The organism is Shewanella sp. BJSY2023SW001 (assembly GCF_047314685.1).
GTDB lineage: Bacteria > Pseudomonadota > Gammaproteobacteria > Enterobacterales > Shewanellaceae > Shewanella > Shewanella indica.
Genome location: NZ_JBKORF010000023.1, coordinates 11,245 through 27,914 on the forward strand (window position 1 = coordinate 11,245; position 16,670 = coordinate 27,914).

At 53.6% G+C, this 16,670-nt stretch carries 10 protein-coding genes; 8 read left to right on the top strand and 2 right to left on the bottom strand.

What is annotated here, in order from left to right; all coding sequences use genetic code 11:
• The first annotated feature begins 114 nt into the window (after positions 1-114).
• Both metH and ACMHXH_RS05795 read left to right on the top strand, forming a co-directional pair.
• A complete protein-coding gene (gene metH / locus ACMHXH_RS05790) occupies positions 115-3,834 on the top strand; it encodes a methionine synthase (RefSeq protein ID WP_335912392.1) in 3,720 nt (1,239 codons plus the stop codon).
• Positions 3,835-4,512: 678 nt separating this feature from the next.
• The gene (locus ACMHXH_RS05795) at positions 4,513-5,052 is read left to right on the top strand and encodes an outer membrane beta-barrel protein (RefSeq protein WP_083399827.1); all 540 of its coding nucleotides are present in this window, start codon (positions 4,513-4,515) and stop codon (positions 5,050-5,052) included.
• A gap of 398 nt (positions 5,053-5,450) precedes the next feature.
• Here the strand turns inward: ACMHXH_RS05795 and ACMHXH_RS05800 are convergent, their stop codons facing one another.
• A complete protein-coding gene (locus ACMHXH_RS05800) occupies positions 5,451-10,004 on the bottom strand; it encodes a biotin carboxylase N-terminal domain-containing protein (protein ID WP_039034159.1) in 4,554 nt (1,517 codons plus the stop codon).
• 121 nt (positions 10,005-10,125) lie between these two features.
• On the opposite strand from ACMHXH_RS05800, the gene ACMHXH_RS05805 reads away from it, so the two are divergent.
• The gene (locus tag ACMHXH_RS05805; RefSeq protein WP_025008920.1) at positions 10,126-11,037 is read left to right on the top strand and encodes a LysR family transcriptional regulator; all 912 of its coding nucleotides are present in this window, start codon (positions 10,126-10,128) and stop codon (positions 11,035-11,037) included.
• A 103-nt stretch (positions 11,038-11,140) separates the two neighbouring features.
• Here ACMHXH_RS05805 and ACMHXH_RS05810 read toward each other — a convergent pair whose 3' ends face one another.
• The gene (locus ACMHXH_RS05810; protein ID WP_052248074.1) at positions 11,141-12,010 is read right to left on the bottom strand and encodes an OXA-55 family carbapenem-hydrolyzing class D beta-lactamase OXA-962; all 870 of its coding nucleotides are present in this window, start codon (positions 12,008-12,010) and stop codon (positions 11,141-11,143) included.
• A gap of 266 nt (positions 12,011-12,276) precedes the next feature.
• Between ACMHXH_RS05810 and ACMHXH_RS05815 the strand changes: the two genes are divergently transcribed.
• From ACMHXH_RS05815 to gshB, 5 genes are all read left to right on the top strand, one after another.
• Positions 12,277-13,425, top strand: a complete 1,149-nt coding sequence (locus ACMHXH_RS05815) for a hypothetical protein (RefSeq protein WP_215773970.1) — start codon at positions 12,277-12,279, stop codon at positions 13,423-13,425.
• 71 nt (positions 13,426-13,496) lie between these two features.
• Positions 13,497-14,066, top strand: a complete 570-nt coding sequence (locus ACMHXH_RS05820) for a SprT family zinc-dependent metalloprotease (protein ID WP_039034157.1) — start codon at positions 13,497-13,499, stop codon at positions 14,064-14,066.
• Positions 14,067-14,179: 113 nt separating this feature from the next.
• Positions 14,180-14,917 carry an endonuclease gene (locus tag ACMHXH_RS05825; RefSeq protein WP_226684565.1) on the top strand — a complete coding sequence of 246 codons (738 nt, stop codon included), beginning with the start codon at positions 14,180-14,182 and terminating at the stop codon, positions 14,915-14,917.
• 18 nt (positions 14,918-14,935) lie between these two features.
• Positions 14,936-15,667, top strand: a complete 732-nt coding sequence (gene rsmE / locus ACMHXH_RS05830) for a 16S rRNA (uracil(1498)-N(3))-methyltransferase (protein ID WP_039034155.1) — start codon at positions 14,936-14,938, stop codon at positions 15,665-15,667.
• Positions 15,668-15,710: 43 nt separating this feature from the next.
• Complete coding sequence (gene gshB, locus ACMHXH_RS05835; protein WP_039034154.1) at positions 15,711-16,670, top strand: glutathione synthase; 960 nt, start codon at positions 15,711-15,713, stop codon at positions 16,668-16,670.

Here is a 16,670-nt window from a genome sequence, read left to right on the forward strand (position 1 = left end):
CTTTGGCTATCATGCCAGATAGTGTCCCGGGCGTCAGGTCGGCAGAGATGATGTCGCGGATGCCAAGCACCGCGAATGTAAAACAGCAATAAGACAGGTATGAAAGGTAACCCTATGGCGACTTCCCAGCACTCCCCAAGCCAGACAGAGTTCAAGCTCAAACAGACCCTCAAAGAGCGGATCCTGATTTTAGATGGCGCCATGGGCACCATGATCCAGGACTACAAGCTGGAAGAAGCCGATTACCGCGGCGAGCGCTTCAAAGATTGGCATTGCGATGTCAAAGGCAACAATGATCTGCTGGTACTGACCCAGAGCGAGATCATCAAGACCATTCACAGGGAATACCTGCTGGCCGGTGCCGACATCATAGAAACCAACACCTTCAACGCCACCACCATTGCCATGGCCGACTACGAGATGCAGAGCCTGGCGGCGGAGATCAATTACCAAGGCGCCAGAATCGCCCGCGAAGTGGCCGATGAAGTGGCCGCCGCCAGCGGTATTCCCCGCTATGTGGCCGGGGTGCTCGGCCCCACCAACCGCACCTGCTCCATCAGCCCGGATGTGAATGACCCCGGCTTTCGCAACATACATTTCGACGATCTTGTGTTGGCCTACAGCGAATCCACCGAGGCGCTGATCGCCGGTGGCGCCGACATCATCCTGGTGGAAACCATCTTCGATACTCTCAATGCCAAGGCGGCGTTGTTTGCCATCGAAAATGTGTTCGAGAAACTGGACCAAAAGTTGCCGGTGATGATTTCCGGCACCATTACCGATGCCTCGGGCCGCACCCTGACAGGGCAAACCACAGAGGCCTTTTACCATTCTCTCAGACATATCAAGCCGCTGAGTATAGGCCTCAACTGCGCCCTGGGCCCGAAAGAACTGCGGCCCTATGTCGAGGAGCTTTCCCGTATCAGCGAGTGCTTTGTCTCGGCGCACCCCAATGCCGGCCTGCCCAATGAATTCGGCGGCTATGACGAGACTCCGGCAGAGATGGCAAGCGTGATAGGCCCCTGGGCCGAAGAGGGGCTGCTCAATATTGTCGGCGGCTGCTGCGGCACCACGCCTGCGCATATCAAGGCGATTTCTGAAGCTGTTAGCCTTCATGCACCAAGGCCGCTGCCTGAGCTGCCGGTAGCATGTCGCCTCTCCGGACTGGAACCCCTGACCATAGATGCAAACAGCCTGTTTGTGAATGTGGGCGAGCGCACCAATGTCACCGGCTCGGCCCGGTTTCTCAAGTTAATCAAAGAAGGCCAGTACGAAACCGCGCTGGAGGTGGCCCGTGACCAGGTAGAAAACGGCGCCCAGATCATAGATATCAACATGGATGAGGGTATGCTCGACGGGGTCGAGATGATGCAGAAATTCCTCAACCTTATCGCCTCAGAGCCGGATATCAGCAAGGTGCCAGTGATGATCGACTCCTCCAAGTGGGAGGTGATTGAGGCCGGGCTCAAGTGCATTCAGGGCAAGGGAATAGTCAACTCCATCTCCCTCAAAGAGGGCGAGGCCAAGTTTATTGAACAGGCCAAACTGGTGAAGCGCTACGGCGCCGCCGCCATCATCATGGCCTTCGACGAACAGGGCCAGGCCGACACTCGGGAGCGCAAAACCGAGATCTGTACCCGCGCCTACCGGGTGCTGGTGGATAAGGTGGGCTTCCCGCCGGAAGATATTATCTTCGACCCCAATATCTTCGCCATCGCCACCGGCATAGAGGAGCACGATAACTATGCGGTGGACTTTATCGGCGCCATTGCAGATATCAAGGCCAACCTACCCCATGCGATGATTTCCGGCGGGGTGTCCAACGTTTCTTTCTCCTTCCGCGGCAACAACCCGGTGCGGGAAGCCATTCATGCCGTGTTCCTCTATCACGCCATCAAGGCGGGGATGGATATGGGCATAGTCAACGCCGGTCAGTTGGCCATCTATGATGATATCGACCCTGAGCTGAAGCAGAAGGTAGAGGCCGTGGTGCTCAACCTGCCCTGCCCGGTTGCCGACTCCAGTAACACAGAGCAGCTGCTCGAAGTCGCCGAGAAGTATCGAGGTGGCCCGGGCGGCGCAGGCAAGAAAGAAGATCTCGAATGGCGCAAGTTGCCGGTCAACAAACGCCTGGAACACGCGTTGGTGAAAGGGATCACCGAGTACATAGACGCCGACACCGAAGAAGCGCGCCTGCAGGCCAAGCGGCCGCTGGATGTGATTGAAGGCCCGCTGATGGACGGCATGAACGTGGTGGGCGATCTCTTTGGCGCCGGTAAGATGTTTTTGCCGCAAGTGGTCAAGTCCGCCCGGGTGATGAAAAAGGCGGTCGCCTATCTCAATCCCTATATCGAAGCCGAAAAAGTCGAAGGCCAGAGCAACGGCAAGGTGCTGATGGTCACGGTCAAGGGCGATGTTCACGACATAGGCAAGAACATAGTCGGGGTGGTGCTGGCCTGTAATGGCTATGAAGTGATAGATCTGGGTGTCATGGTTCCGGTGGAGAAAATCATCGAAGTTGCCAAGGCCGAGAAGGTCGACATCATAGGCATGTCCGGGCTCATTACCCCGAGCCTGGATGAGATGGTGCACAACGTTAAAACCTTCGAGCGCGAAGGTCTGACCCTGCCGGCGATTATCGGTGGTGCCACCTGCTCCAAGATCCATACCGCAGTAAAGATAGCGCCCCATTACCCCCACGGCGCCATCTATATCGCCGATGCCTCGCGCGCCGTGCCTATGGTCAGCAAGCTCATCAACAATGAAACCCGCCAGGCCACCATAGACGAATCCTACCGCGAATATGAAATGATGCGCCAAAAGCGCCTGTCGCAGACCAAGCGCAAACAGATAGTGCCCTTGCAAATCGCACGGGATAACCGCTGCAGCCACGACTGGGCCAACTATCAAGCAGTGAAACCCAACACCCCGGGGATCCAGGTGTTTGACGACTATCCGCTGGAGGACTTACTCGAGCGCATCGACTGGACGCCGTTTTTCCGCGCCTGGGAGTTGCACGGTCATTTCCCGCAGATCCTGGATGATGAAGTCGTTGGTACTGAGGCCCGTAAAGTCTATGCCGACGGCAAGGCGATGCTGGAGCAAATCATCCAAGAGAAGTGGCTCACCGCCAAGGGGGTTATCGGCCTCTTTCCCGCCAACAGCGTCAACTTCGATGATATCGAGATCTACACAGATGACTCTCGCAGCCAAGTGTTGCTGACCACCCATCATCTACGGATGCAGCTGGAGCGGGTGGGCAACCACAACTTCTGTCTCTCTGACTTTGTTGCTCCCAAAGAGAGCGGCGTGGCCGACTATATGGGTGGATTTGCGGTCACCGCCGGCCATGGCATCGACGCCCATATTGCCCGTTTTGAGGCGGCCCACGATGACTACAGCGCCATCATGCTCAAGTGCCTGGCCGACCGCCTGGCCGAAGCCTTCGCCGAGCGGATGCACGAGCGGGTGCGTAAGGAGTTCTGGGGGTATGCCAGCGAAGAAAACCTGGATAACGAGGCGCTTATTCGTGAAAAGTACAAGGGCATACGCCCGGCTCCCGGCTACCCTGCCTGCCCGGACCACACGGAAAAAGGCCTGCTTTGGCAGCTTCTTAAGCCAAACGAGTGTATCGACCTCAAGATCACCGAAAGCTTTGCCATGTACCCCACGGCGGCGGTCAGCGGCTGGTACTTTGCGCACCCGCAATCACGCTATTTTGGGGTAAGCAACATAGGCCGAGATCAGGTGGAAGACTACGCCCGCCGCAAAGGGATGACAGTGGCCGAAGCCGAAAAATGGCTGGCCCCGGTGTTGGATTATGATCCTGAGTAAAAGAGGCTCTTAAGCGAACAACTGAGCTGTTCAGGGGCTTTCGCCTTTTCTCATCAGAGCCCCTGATTGCTGACCATTGTTCCTCTTTAAAACAAGCGCTTCCCAAAATCCGTTATTGTCTCCAATCACAGCCCTCTGGGCTTTCGCCCCGAGGGCTGGTGTAAAGGCCGCGAAAACATCAGCATCTATATCAGCGGTGTTGGATATCCCGAAGGATTATTGGCAATGAGTCAGCTCAGGTTCAGGAAGGGTAAAAACATGCACTCACCAAATCGCCAATAAAAACCTAACCAACTGTTAAATAATAAAATTATATGAATGAGCTTGGAGCTTCGACGGCTTAAAACACCTTACATCCAAGCCGGTAAACCGACGCTACGCACGCATGGGACTTGTGCACAACCTGCCTAACAACTCCAACTTGGACAACCCAAAATACACAATACAATCAAGTAGATAGAGACTTTATCGGCGGCAATCCCAGCATCATCCCCTCCCCTCATAGTTATCACACAAGATCTGAAGCTATCTCTGTGACAAGGCTCTTATTGTTCTATTTTTTGAGACAAAGAGACACATAGTTGCGGGCTTCTGTAAGCGCTTAACTTACCTTAAAGTATGACTCATCAACCCGATAAACATTTTAATAAAACGACTTAGCAGTCTTAGGAGTCTATGATGAAACTGAACAAAATAATGATGATGGCTGCAGGAGCAGCATTGGTATGTAGCAGTGCACAAGCAGTCGAGATAGAGTACTTCGCCGGGGCAGGTCTGGGCTACCAGGCTGATGAAATTGAGGGTGTAGTCAATAAAGACACCGAAGATATGAGCTATCAGGCACGTATAGGTATGCTGATTGAACAGCAACACCGTATTACCGGTACTTTTGGTTACATGGAAGATAAGTTCAGCGTTGCCGCCAACAACTACAAACAGGAACAATACAGCTGGCTGGTATCCTATGATTACCTATTGCCGGTGCATAAAGATGTCAATCTGTTCGCCGGTGTCAGTATGGGCGCCAATGACAACAAGATTGCCGGCAAATCTTCAACAGATTTCGTCTGGGGTGGTCAAGTCGGTGTCCAGTACAAATGGAGTGAACATTTCTCCTCAGACCTTGGCTATCGTTACCTGGCCCAGGACTATGAAAAGAACGGCATCGAAATTAATGACAGCCAGCAAGTATATTTGACCTTGGATTACAAGTTCTAAACTGTATTGACATAGTTTTCAAAGGGTACTGATAGTTTAAGTACCCGGGAATTTTAAACTCATTCTTCTTCATTCATCAACTATTGACCATTTGGCAAGTGCCAGTCAGCTTTAGGGCGGCTGGCATTTTTTTATCATATTGATTTTTATCATATTGGTTGTCATTTAATGTCTATGTCCCGCAAATAGGAACTTAAACCAGCAGCAAATAGATTGATGGGAAACAAGCCAATGGCAGACAAGCTTTCAGCAAGACCTTAGGCAATTGTGTAAGGTATGCTGAGAGTTAAATAAAAAATCCGATGACTGTTAGCCACCGGATTTTTAACTTTATAAATGAAACTGCAAACACTCAGGCTTAACAGTTCACGATTTACCTGAGCTGACTATCTGTAACCTCAGTCTTCCACTGGGGAAACCACAAACAGCAAATCGCCTTGGGACACCTGTTGACCATTACTGTTGAGGATCCGCTCGATGCGGTATTTCTTGTCCTCTGGATACAGCTCGGCGCCTTTGCGGTTAAAGCCTGCCAGTGTCACCTGAGAGAACATCTTCATCGCTTCGGTCAGTGCCAGCGTCTGATCGACAGTCACTATATCGCCTTCCTTAACGAAGTCGGCTTCGCCCGGTGCCGGAGAGGTATAGAAGATACCCGCGCCCTGAGCCAACACCTTGAGCTCGTTGGACTCACCCACACGCAGCGATTCGGTATCCACACCTTGAGTTTCGGCAGCGGCTTCCATTTCGGCGATCAGGGCTGGGATATCCAGCTCGGCCATCAGGCGCGGCAGATAGTTGGTGTCATACACGCCTTCACGGAAGGTCTCGTCGGCCAGGATCCGCTTCAGCAGCGGGATGTTGGTGGCGATACCCTTGATGACCACCTGATCCAGATAGTCATACATCTTGGCAATCACATCGTCCCGGCTTTCACCACGGATGATGATCTGGGCAATCAGGCTGTCGTAGTATGGCGACACTTCTTTGCCATCGGCCGCGATAGAGATGATTTCCACATCATCGCGCTCAGGCATCACGCACTCAGTGATAAGCCCCGGGTTTGGCACCAACTGCAGAACGCCCTGGCTGTCCAGTGCCGCCTTCTCGGCTGTCACCCGCACTTCCATCGCATAACCGATTTCCTGCGGCTGCAGATCTTCAATGGAGCGACCGGCTGCCACATCGAATTGGGCGCTGACGATATCAATACCGGAAGTCGCTTCGGTTACCGGGTGCTCTACCTGCAGACGGGTATTCATCTCCATAAAGTAGACTTCGTTGGCATCCAGGTTATAGATGAACTCAACGGTACCTGCGCCCATATAGTCGGTGGCATCACCCAGAGCACGGGTGTATTCCATCACCTTCTGCTTGAGTTCTTCAGGCAGCATGGTGGAACCGGACTCTTCAATCACCTTCTGGTTGTTACGCTGCACCGAGCAGTCACGCAGACCCAGTACCTTGGTGTTGCCGAACTTGTCACGCAGCAGCTGAACTTCAATGTGACGCAGGGAAGTCACATATTTTTCCAGGTACAGGTCACCGTTACCAAAAGCGGCAGCCGCTTCGGTGGAGGTTTTCTGGAACAGGCCAATCATATCCTCGGGGCGCTTAACCACTTGGATACCCTTACCGCCACCACCTTGTACCGCTTTGAGCAGCACTGGGTAGCCGATTTCGTTGGCCACGTTAACCGCTTGCTCGGCGTTGGTCAGAATACCGTGAGAGCCGGGTACCACGGGCACATTCTGTGCCTGAGAGGTCTTGATGGCGTTGGACTTGTTACCCATGGTTGTCATCGAGTGCACACTTGGGCCAACAAAGTTCACGCCGTTGTTCACACACAGGGCAGCAAACTGTGGGCTTTCCGACAGGAAGCCAATCCCGGGGTGCAGCGCGTCTACCTGCTCATACTCGGCCACTTTCAACACTGAGTAAGCGTTCAGGTAGGACTCGTCGGAAGTATTACCACCGAGACAAACCAGCTTGTCGTTTTCCTTGAGCATGTCGGCAGGAACCGAAGTCATATCAGGATCGGACGCCACCAGTACCACATTAATGCCATTGTCGTGCGCCTTGCGGATCAGTTTCACCGCTGTACAGCCTCGGGCGTGTACCAGCACCTTGTCGATAGGCTTCATCAGGGCACGAGGATCGTCCTGTACTATCTCTTCGCTGACCTCTTCAACTTCAACCACCAAAGTCGACAGAGCATTGGTCAACACATCACTTATCTCAGCGTTAGGCATAGGCATTAGAGGATCTATGCTCTTGAGCTGTTCATCGAGCTGATTGCTGAATGGATTGTTGACCAGGCCATTCATCGCTCCGGGTACCTTGGACAGGTAGTTGGACAGAGTCGAAGTGGATGGCAGGTAAGCAGGTACCACCATCTGACCGGCAAACGGCATATTGGTACCGGACAGATAATAAGTCTGCACCAGAGGGTGAGTCACGAAGGAAGCCTGGGCTCCACCGGTACAGTCACCGAAACCGAACATCAGCACAGGCAGTTCGTTGTCACGCACGAAACGAGTAATACGATCGTTCACCACGGCCATGGAGAACAGCGCAGCAGCCCCCTCTTTGGTCTGCATACCGCCGGAGCTGATAAAGCAGATCACCGGCAGCCTGCGCTTGGCACACTCAATAAGCAGGGCGGAGAACTTCTCGGCACTGGCCATATCGAAGGCACCGGCCTGGAAGGCGGTGTTGGATACGGCAACCCCGACACGCAGCGCCTTACCGCCATGTTCAAAGTCTGCCAGACCCGTGATCAAACCGCAGGGGCGAATGCCCTTGTCGAGTGCATCTTCAATAGAGAGACGGAAGCCTGGGAAGTTGAGCAAGTTGGCCGACATCTTGTCGCCGTTGAGCTCATCGAAGTTCTTGAAGAACTTGGCGATGATATTTTCCCAGGTCATATTGCCGGCTTTCTTCTCGTCACGCAGCACCTTCTGGATCAGCAGATCCTGGTAACCCATGGTCAAACGGTTCCAGAAGTCCTTACGACGACCGATACGCACCGGGTTGATGGCACCTGTGTACTTGCCCTTATCCTCTTCACTGTCGAAGTATTCCGGCAACAGACGTTCGAAGAAGTAAGTCAGGATAACGAACAGCGAATCGTTCAGCTGTGGGAAACCCACGCTCTTCCACTGCTCAGTCTTGGTCAGCAGTTCAGCGCGGTTGGACTGTGACATGAAGTACTTCAGCCACTTGTAGAACTTGCTCTTGTCGTTGGCGGTATCCTGAGTGGAAATCGCCCGGTCGATAGACTTGTGCAGCAAGCCATCAACAGACTGACGCGACAGGCTCTTGGCCATCATGGCTTCCTTGGCGATAGAGGCCAGGTTACCCACGACATTGTCGTACAGCGCGTTAAAGATCAGGATGTTGTAACACTGCCAAATGAAGTCTTCACGCAGTTCTTCATTGACCACGACATCCAATACTGTCAGTTGGTTCAGTTCAGGCCAAGGCGCCTGGGTCACTTCTGCCGGCAGAGTTTCCAGATAGTGGATAAGCCCCTTGAAGTTGTTGGCGGCATTACTCTTCCAGCGGTGATACAAAGACCAACCAATGTTGAACAACAGCGCCTTACGGGCCTTCTTGTAATTCTCTTTCGGCTCACCCAGGATCAGACGGGTCAGCATGTTGCGCTCGGTGGAAACATCATCACGCTTGGAGATGAAGTTACTCCACAGTTTGTTGAGTTCTTCGTCGTAAACCAGTTTATCCGGACTGGACAGCCAAGCCTGGAACACCTTCTCCTGCTCTTTCTGGATCCGGGCCAACAGATCCCCTTCCGGCACACTCACCTTGGACAGGCGACCATACTGATCCATCGAGATGGAGTGAATACGGCTACGCAAGGTCAAATAACGCAAATAACGGTAGGCGCTGCCGAACAGGTTAAGGTGCATGGTCGGGCTGATAGCAACCGACATTTCCGCGTTGGACTCCAACGCCTTGAGGCTCTTGGAAGGCTCGAGGAAACGCTTGAGGCTGCGATCATAATGTTCGCGCAGGTCATCGGATTCTTTTACAAACTGCACCGCAGCGCGCTCAATGGCTTCGATGGCGCTGATGATGGCGCGGCGCAGATTGTGCTGACGCTCATCGCGATCATAAGGAGAGAAATCCACAATGCCATCGATACAACCTGAAGTGTAAAGCTCTTCCGGGGACACGCCCACAGACTTGGCACACTCCTGCCATGAAAGGTTGTACTTGCGGGCAATGCTCTGCAGGCCCTGAGGCTGAATGGTGTTGAAAATACCATCACGCAGCGACAACAGTATATTGGCCGCCGCCAGTGGAATAGCCCCGCCCGAGTAGCCAGCACCAATCACTATACCCAGAGTCGGCACATCGACGTTGGCACTTTCGGCAATCGCCTTGGAAATAGAATGCGCCTGGTTGTGGCTGTTGGCCACTTCACCGGCATCGGCTCCGGGGGTATCAATCAAGTAAACGATGGGCATGGACAATTCGGCAAAATGGCGAATCGCCTCACAGGCCTGCAGGTGGTGCTCCGGCATCCAGGCACCGTTGGCCGTGGTGCGCTCCTGGGCGATAAAGCCGATGCGGCGGTTACGACCACCAAAATTCAGCTCTATTTCGGCGCTGTAGAATGGGCCGTTGTGGCTCTCGGCGATCATTTTGCCTTTCAGATCGGCAATGATCCTTTTGGCACCTGGACGGTTCTTGTCCTGGGTAGGCTGGATAACTTTGGCAACATAGCCATCCACATCCAACTGCGCCAATGACTTTAAGTTACTCTGGATGGCATCGTCATCCAACAGACCCTTTATCTCTTCTGAAAGGCTCTGTTTGCTGTGCTCTGGGAACAGCGAAAAATCTTTAGCCAAATGCTCCGCCTGCAAAAACAGGGGATCCGGAGTCTGGGCTTGAGTCGTGTTTGCGGGCTGCTTCTTGCTGGTCATCTATCGATCCTCTGCTAAGCCTCTGAAATTTTTTAGCCAGTAAATATACCTTTGTTATCCCGTCAAATGCCATTAAACTGCCTTAGACGCTATGTTCCATTTTTGAGACAGTAATAAAAACATGCCAGATTTGAATGGGATGCTCCTATTTGCAGCAGTGGTCAGAGCAGAAGGCTTCTCTCAGGCGGCCCGTGAAACCGGCCTGCCAAAGTCTACCATTAGCCGAAAAATCGCCCAACTGGAACAACAGCTTGGGGTACGTCTGCTGCAACGAAATACCCGCTCAATAAGCCTCACTCAGGTGGGCGCGCTCTTTTATCAACACTGTGACAGCATCTGCAACGAAGTGGAAGCGGCAAAAGCCACAATCGAGAATACCCATAACGATGTTTCCGGTTCATTGCGGATTGCGATCCCGGTTTCATTCAGCCAAGAGTTAATCGCCAATCTCTGCAGCGGCTTTATGCGTCTCTATCCTGGGGTCGAACTGGATGTACAGTTTACCGATGCCGATGTGGGCTTGGTAGGCGAAGGCTATGATATCGCCATCAAGTATGGCCCGCTGCAGCCTTCGGATCTTGTCGCCCGGCTCCTGTTTGAACGTCAGCCGATTCTGGTGGCAGGCCCTGGCTATCTCAAGTCCAAAGGAACGCCGGCAACCCCGAGAGATCTGGCCCGCCACGATGGTATCTTGCTGGGTACCTCCCGTTCGGCCCCCATTTGGCCGCTGGGAAAGGGTAGCCGCAAAACCATGGCCAGCTTCAGGCGCCGCACTCGGGTAAACAGTGCCATCATGGTCAAGCAACTGGCGCTGGATGATTTTGGCATCGCCATGTTGTCCCATTCGGTATGCAAGAACGAACTGGCCAGTGGCGCCCTGGTGCCGCTGCTGCAGGAATGGCCCATAGAGCCCTTTAAGGTCTATGGCGTCTATTCCTCCCGTCGGCAACTGGCGACCAATATCAGTGTGTTTCTGGACTTTTTCACCAAACGCTTCAACAGTCAGGAGTCATTGCAATCTTTAATGATGTAGCCAATCTTTGCAGATGAAAGTAGGCTGAGGAATCAATAGCACAGCACACAAGTCGGCCTTCTGTGACTTATTTTTGGCTCTCTATATTCCGTGCCAGCCATACTCAAGGCAGTAGCTGTTCCTGCTTGAGCACCTGTTTCACCAGTTGTTGGCGCAACGGTAACTGGCCAGCTGAGGCCAGATCCAGGTTAATGGCGAAATAGACAGTGTTGTCGTCCAACTCCAACCAACCGACCCACCAACCTATGGCCGGCGTATGCCGCACACCATAGCCTGTCTTGGCACGAATGATATAGTCAGTACTCGCTTCGGTCAGCATCATCTGTTTGACAATTCGCTGGCTGCGCTCGGACACAGGCAACTTGTTGTCATGCAGTTGCTGCAGAAAATCCAGCTGTTGAAACGCCGTTATCCTAAGTTGGCCGTCGAGCCAGAAACTGTCCGCTTGACCGCCGATATCCTGATTGCCATATTGCAGCTGCCGCACCATAGCTGCCATCACTTTGGGGCCTATCTCCCTTGCCAACTGCTGATACACAGGCACCACAGAATACTTCATTGCGGTGCGAAAACTCTGGTCCCGGTTCCAGGCAGCAATTTCACGAACCTTTCCGTCCCAGCTAAAACGACTGGTTTCATCGCGCACTGCCCCGGTTTGCAACGCAATAAGGCTGGAGGGGATCTTAAAGGTAGAAGCCGGAATAAAACCTTCGGCGGCGCGACTTAGATTGTTGGAGAGCCCCAAAGAACGCTTTTGATCCCAAAGCAGCAAACAGCCTTTAACACCTGCGGATTCGAACAGTTTGTCCCAGCGGCGTACCTCTTGCCACCCCTCGGCCGTGACCTCAGAGCCGACGTCACTGACCTTGGTCTGCGCCGCTGCCACAACCTGCGTTTGTTGAGCCAATAAACACAGCAACATGGGCAGCAGCAAACGCTTACTCAGGCGTTTTCTATGCAAACCTTTATTCATCTTATTCCCCTTTTAATCCCGGCAGTCAAAGCAACGAGCATACAGCCCTGGGGTGAATAAATGTCTGGCAAAGCCCTGCTCAATTGTGGCAACAATCTGACAAGGCAACAGATAGCTTTCCAGTTGCTGGCGAGTGTTGCATACTTGAGGAAGGTCGAATAACGCAGAGAGCCAATGACTGTGCAAGCCACTCACAAAAGAGAAGGCCACGAGGACTTATTCGCACCGTCCCTAACTTTACAACTCTATAAGCGAAAGGAACTGCCATGTTTAAGTCCAGCCTGGCCATAGCCCTGCTGTCGGGTACTCTGGTTTCTCTGTCGGCTCAGGCCGGTGTCGAAGAGGATCGCCTGCCTGCCGCCAACGAAAAAATGCCTCAAGTGGTCCAGCGCTATCAGGCATTGACTGATGATTTGGTAACCAAATACCGCCAACATACCGATGAGCTCAAGGTTACCCAGATGGTGGCGCACCAGGGGCAACGCCTGTGGCAACAGGCGGTCAGAGATGTGCAGTCAGGTCACAGCGACGATCGCTCCCTTTATTGGAGCCGGTTGCAAATGCGCGCAGAGCTAAGCAAACAATCGCCCAAGTTCAATATCGCCTCCTGGCAACGGCAGATACTCACCAAGGCGGTGGAAAAGTCATCCCGAGGTTTCAGCGATATCGACTTTAAGGATGATGTCAGCATCAAGATACTGCTGACCGGATTCGACCCCTTCTTTCTCGACCGCAATATAGAGCAGAGCAACCCTTCAGGTCTGGTCGCTTTGGCATTGGATGGTTACCGCTTTTCGGTTAACGGCCGTCAGGCGCAGATAGAGACTGTGATGATCCCGGTGCGTTTCGCCGACTTTGATGAGGGCATCATAGAGTCGCTGTTGACCCCGGTTTATCGCGACAAGAGTGTCGACATGGTGGTCACTGTCAGTATGGGGCGCAGCGACTTCGATCTGGAGCGCTTCCCGGGCCGCAACCGCAGCGCCGAAGCACCGGACAACCGCAATATTTTCACCGGCGCCAGTATACAGCGCCCTCTGCCCCCCAAGCTGGATAACGATACCCTCAATGGCCCTGAGTTTGTCGAGTTCTCCCTGCCGGTAGCGGCCATGCAAAGTATAAATGGCCGCTGGAAGGTCAACGACAACCATAGCGTCAGCACTATTTCCCGGGGCGAGTTTCAGGCAAGTAGCCTGAGCGAACTGCAAAACAGCATTTCGGTGGAGGGCTCTGGCGGCGGTTACCTGTCCAACGAAATCTCCTACCGGGCTATCCTGTTGCAGAACCAACTCGGCAGCCGCATTCCCACCGGGCATATTCACACCCCGAGAATTGCCGGTTTTGAAGCCGATACCGAAACGGCAATTGTCGAGCAGGTCAAAGCCATGCTGACAGCGGCTGCCAAAAGCCTATAATTCCTTACTCATAGAGGCGCGGTTGCGCCTCTGCTTATTTGCCACCAATTCATGCCAATTCGAGTTTTCTCATGCTGAGTCAGTTGTTCAGATCCCTTAAAAATGCCGACACCTCTGAATACAACCAAGCGTCTAAACCGCAGCCTGAAGCTGCCGCTAGTGAAGCGCAGCAGGCAGTGCTCGATGCAATAGAGCTTTGCTATCTCAAGGCGGAGGCCGCGCTGGGGCATGCACTAAAGCGCCCCTCGGTCAGCTTTGCCCTGCGAGGCCGCAGCGCCGGTACCGCTCATCCAACCGAGAACCGCTTGCGTTTCAATCCAGTACTGCTGGAGCAAAACCTGCACACCTTCACCCATGAGGTGGTTCCACACGAGATCTGTCACCTGCTCTGCTTCCAACTGCATGGCAAAACCCGACCTCATGGTAAGGAGTGGCAGAGCTTGATGCGACGGATCTACGGTCTGGCACCGCGTACCACTCACTCAATGGATATCAGTTCGGTCAAACCCAGAACCCTACCCTATCAGTGTGGCTGCGGCGTGGTGGAGCTAAGCATCCGCCGCCATAACAAGGTCATGCGGGGTCAGGCTAAATATCAATGCCGCCGCTGCGGCCAACTGCTAAGCCCTCAGCCATCCTGAGCCAAGTTGCCAAGCCTGGCGGCTTCTTTTACTATCTGCTGCAACAATTCCAAGTCTGACACCTGAAGTATCGGCTGTCGGCATCCTTAGCTATGATTTTAGGGAACAGAGTGATTTCATTCCTTCAGCGGCCGCTTGTGGCCCTGCCGCTGCTTTTGGCAGCCTCATCTGTGCTGGCTTCGCCCAGCCATCCAAGCAGTTTTTCCGAAGCAAAAAAACGCGCCAGGACTATCTACAGCCAAACCCTGCCGGCGGTCAGTTTCTACTGTGGCTGCGCCATCAAAATGGAAGGCAAGAAATGGCAGCCTGACTTGGAAAGTTGCGGTTATCAAATCCGCAAACAACAGACCCGTGCCAACCGCATCGAATGGGAGCACATAGTGCCTGCCTGGGAGTTTGGCCATCAGTTGCAGTGCTGGCAAAACGGCGGCCGCAAGAACTGCAGCCGTAACGACAAGACCTTCAAGCGCATGGAGGCCGACCTGCATAATCTGGTGCCCGCCGTGGGTGAGGTCAACGGCGATAGGTCCAACTTCAGGTTCAGCCAGTGGAACGCCAAGCCAAACCAATATGGCCAGTGTCAGATGACAGTCGACTTTAAAGGCCGTAAGGCAGAGCCACCAGCGCAGGCAAGGGGGCGCATCGCCCGAACCTACCTTTATATGCAACAAACCTATGGGCTCAAGATAGCCTCCAGCCAATTAAAGTTATTCAAGGCTTGGGACAAAAGCTATCCAGTTGATACTATTGAATGCCAACGAGATCAGGCGATTGCTACCTCTCAGGGTAATCACAATCCATGGGTGCAGGCTGCCTGCAGCCAAAGTGCCTTCAGTGGCAGAACACATTAAGCCTAAGGAACACAGAGCATGAGAGTGCCGAGAATTTATCACCCAGGTCCAATAACTGCGGGGCAAGTCCTGTCATTGGATGATGATGCCAGCGCCCATGTCGGCCGAGTGCTGCGGATGTCCAGCGGCGAGCAGATAAGCCTGTTCAATGGCGATGGTAAAGACTATCCGGCCACTATCGTCAGCGCCGGAAAGAAGGCCGTGGATGTGAACGTGCTGTCTGCCATGGACAATCCCTCTGAGTCCCCTCTGGATCTGCACCTGGGGCAAGTGATCTCCCGCGGCGATCGCATGGACTTCACCTTGCAAAAATCGGTAGAGTTGGGGGTTAACACCATCACGCCACTGTTTTCAGAGCGTTGCGGCGTTAAACTCAGCGGCGATAGGTTAGAAAAGAAACTGCAGCAGTGGCAAAAAATTGTTATCAGCGCCTGTGAGCAATCCGGCCGTAGCCGGGTTCCTGAAGTAAGACCAGTCATGGAGCTGGCCGCTTGGTGCGCCGAGCCAACAACAGCATTGAAACTCAATCTGCATCCCAGAGCCGCTCACGGCATCAATGGCCTTGAGCTGCCAAACAACAAGGTGCGACTCTTGATAGGTCCGGAAGGCGGCCTGTCGGAGCAGGAAATTGCCATGACAGAAACCCAGGCATTTACCGAAGTTCTGCTCGGCCCCAGAGTACTGCGCACCGAAACCGCGGCGCTAACCGCCATTACCGCATTGCAACTCAGATTCGGCGATCTGGGTTAACCATTTTCCGCCCGGTGGGCGTAACGAATAAAGGAAAGGCATCATGATCAAGCTCGGCATAGTGATGGACCCCATCAAGGATATCAACATCAAAAAAGACTCCAGCTTCGCCATGTTGTTGGCGGCGCAGTCCCGCGGCTATGAGCTCTTCTATATGGAGATGCAGGATCTGGCGCTGCTGCAGGGCGAAGCCTGGGCCAAGATGCGGCCACTCAAAGTTCAGGAAGATCCCACTGATTGGTACCAGTTGGGTGAAGCGACCGACACGCCGCTCAAGGAGCTGGATGTGATTCTGATGCGTAAGGATCCACCGTTCGATACCGAATACATCTACGCCACTTACATGCTTGAGCGCGCCGAAGAGGCCGGGGTACTGATAGTCAACAAGCCACAGAGCCTGCGTGATGCCAATGAAAAGCTGTTTACCGCCTGGTTCAGTCAATTCACCCCCACCACACTCGTCAGTAGCGATCCGCAGCGGTTACGCGCTTTCCATGCCCAGCATGGCGATGTGATCCTCAAGCCATTGGACGGCATGGGCGGCACATCTATATTCAGGGTCAAGCAGGACGATCCCAACCTGGGGGTCATCATAGAAACCCTGACCAACTACGGCCAAAACTATGCCATGGCGCAGGTATTTATTCCTGAGATCACCAAGGGTGACAAGCGTATTCTGGTCATCGACGGCGAGCCTGTCCCCTACTGTTTGGCGCGGATCCCCAAGAAGGGCGAAACCCGCGGTAACCTGGCAGCCGGTGGCAGCGGTGTTGCCCAGCCTCTGTCAGAAAGTGACTGGGCCATTGCCAGAGCCCTGGGGCCAGAGCTTAAAAAGCGCGGCCTGATCTTCGTCGGTCTGGATGTGATTGGGGATAAGCTCACCGAAATCAATGTTACCAGCCCAACTTGCATCAAAGAGATTGAAGCGGCTTTCGATGTCAATATCACCGGCATGCTGATGAATGCCATTGAGCAAAGACTGCAACAAAAACAACAAGGATGA

Coding starts and splice junctions, on each gene's coding strand:
- metH (WP_335912392.1), top strand. CDS start 115: ATGGCGACTTCCCAGCACTCCCCAAGCCAGACAGAGTTCAAGCTCAAA.
- ACMHXH_RS05795 (WP_083399827.1), top strand. CDS start 4,513: ATGAAACTGAACAAAATAATGATGATGGCTGCAGGAGCAGCATTGGTA.
- ACMHXH_RS05800 (WP_039034159.1), bottom strand. CDS start 10,004: ATGACCAGCAAGAAGCAGCCCGCAAACACGACTCAAGCCCAGACTCCG.
- ACMHXH_RS05805 (WP_025008920.1), top strand. CDS start 10,126: ATGCCAGATTTGAATGGGATGCTCCTATTTGCAGCAGTGGTCAGAGCA.
- ACMHXH_RS05810 (WP_052248074.1), bottom strand. CDS start 12,010: ATGAATAAAGGTTTGCATAGAAAACGCCTGAGTAAGCGTTTGCTGCTG.
- ACMHXH_RS05815 (WP_215773970.1), top strand. CDS start 12,277: ATGTTTAAGTCCAGCCTGGCCATAGCCCTGCTGTCGGGTACTCTGGTT.
- ACMHXH_RS05820 (WP_039034157.1), top strand. CDS start 13,497: ATGCTGAGTCAGTTGTTCAGATCCCTTAAAAATGCCGACACCTCTGAA.
- rsmE (WP_039034155.1), top strand. CDS start 14,936: ATGAGAGTGCCGAGAATTTATCACCCAGGTCCAATAACTGCGGGGCAA.
- gshB (WP_039034154.1), top strand. CDS start 15,711: ATGATCAAGCTCGGCATAGTGATGGACCCCATCAAGGATATCAACATC.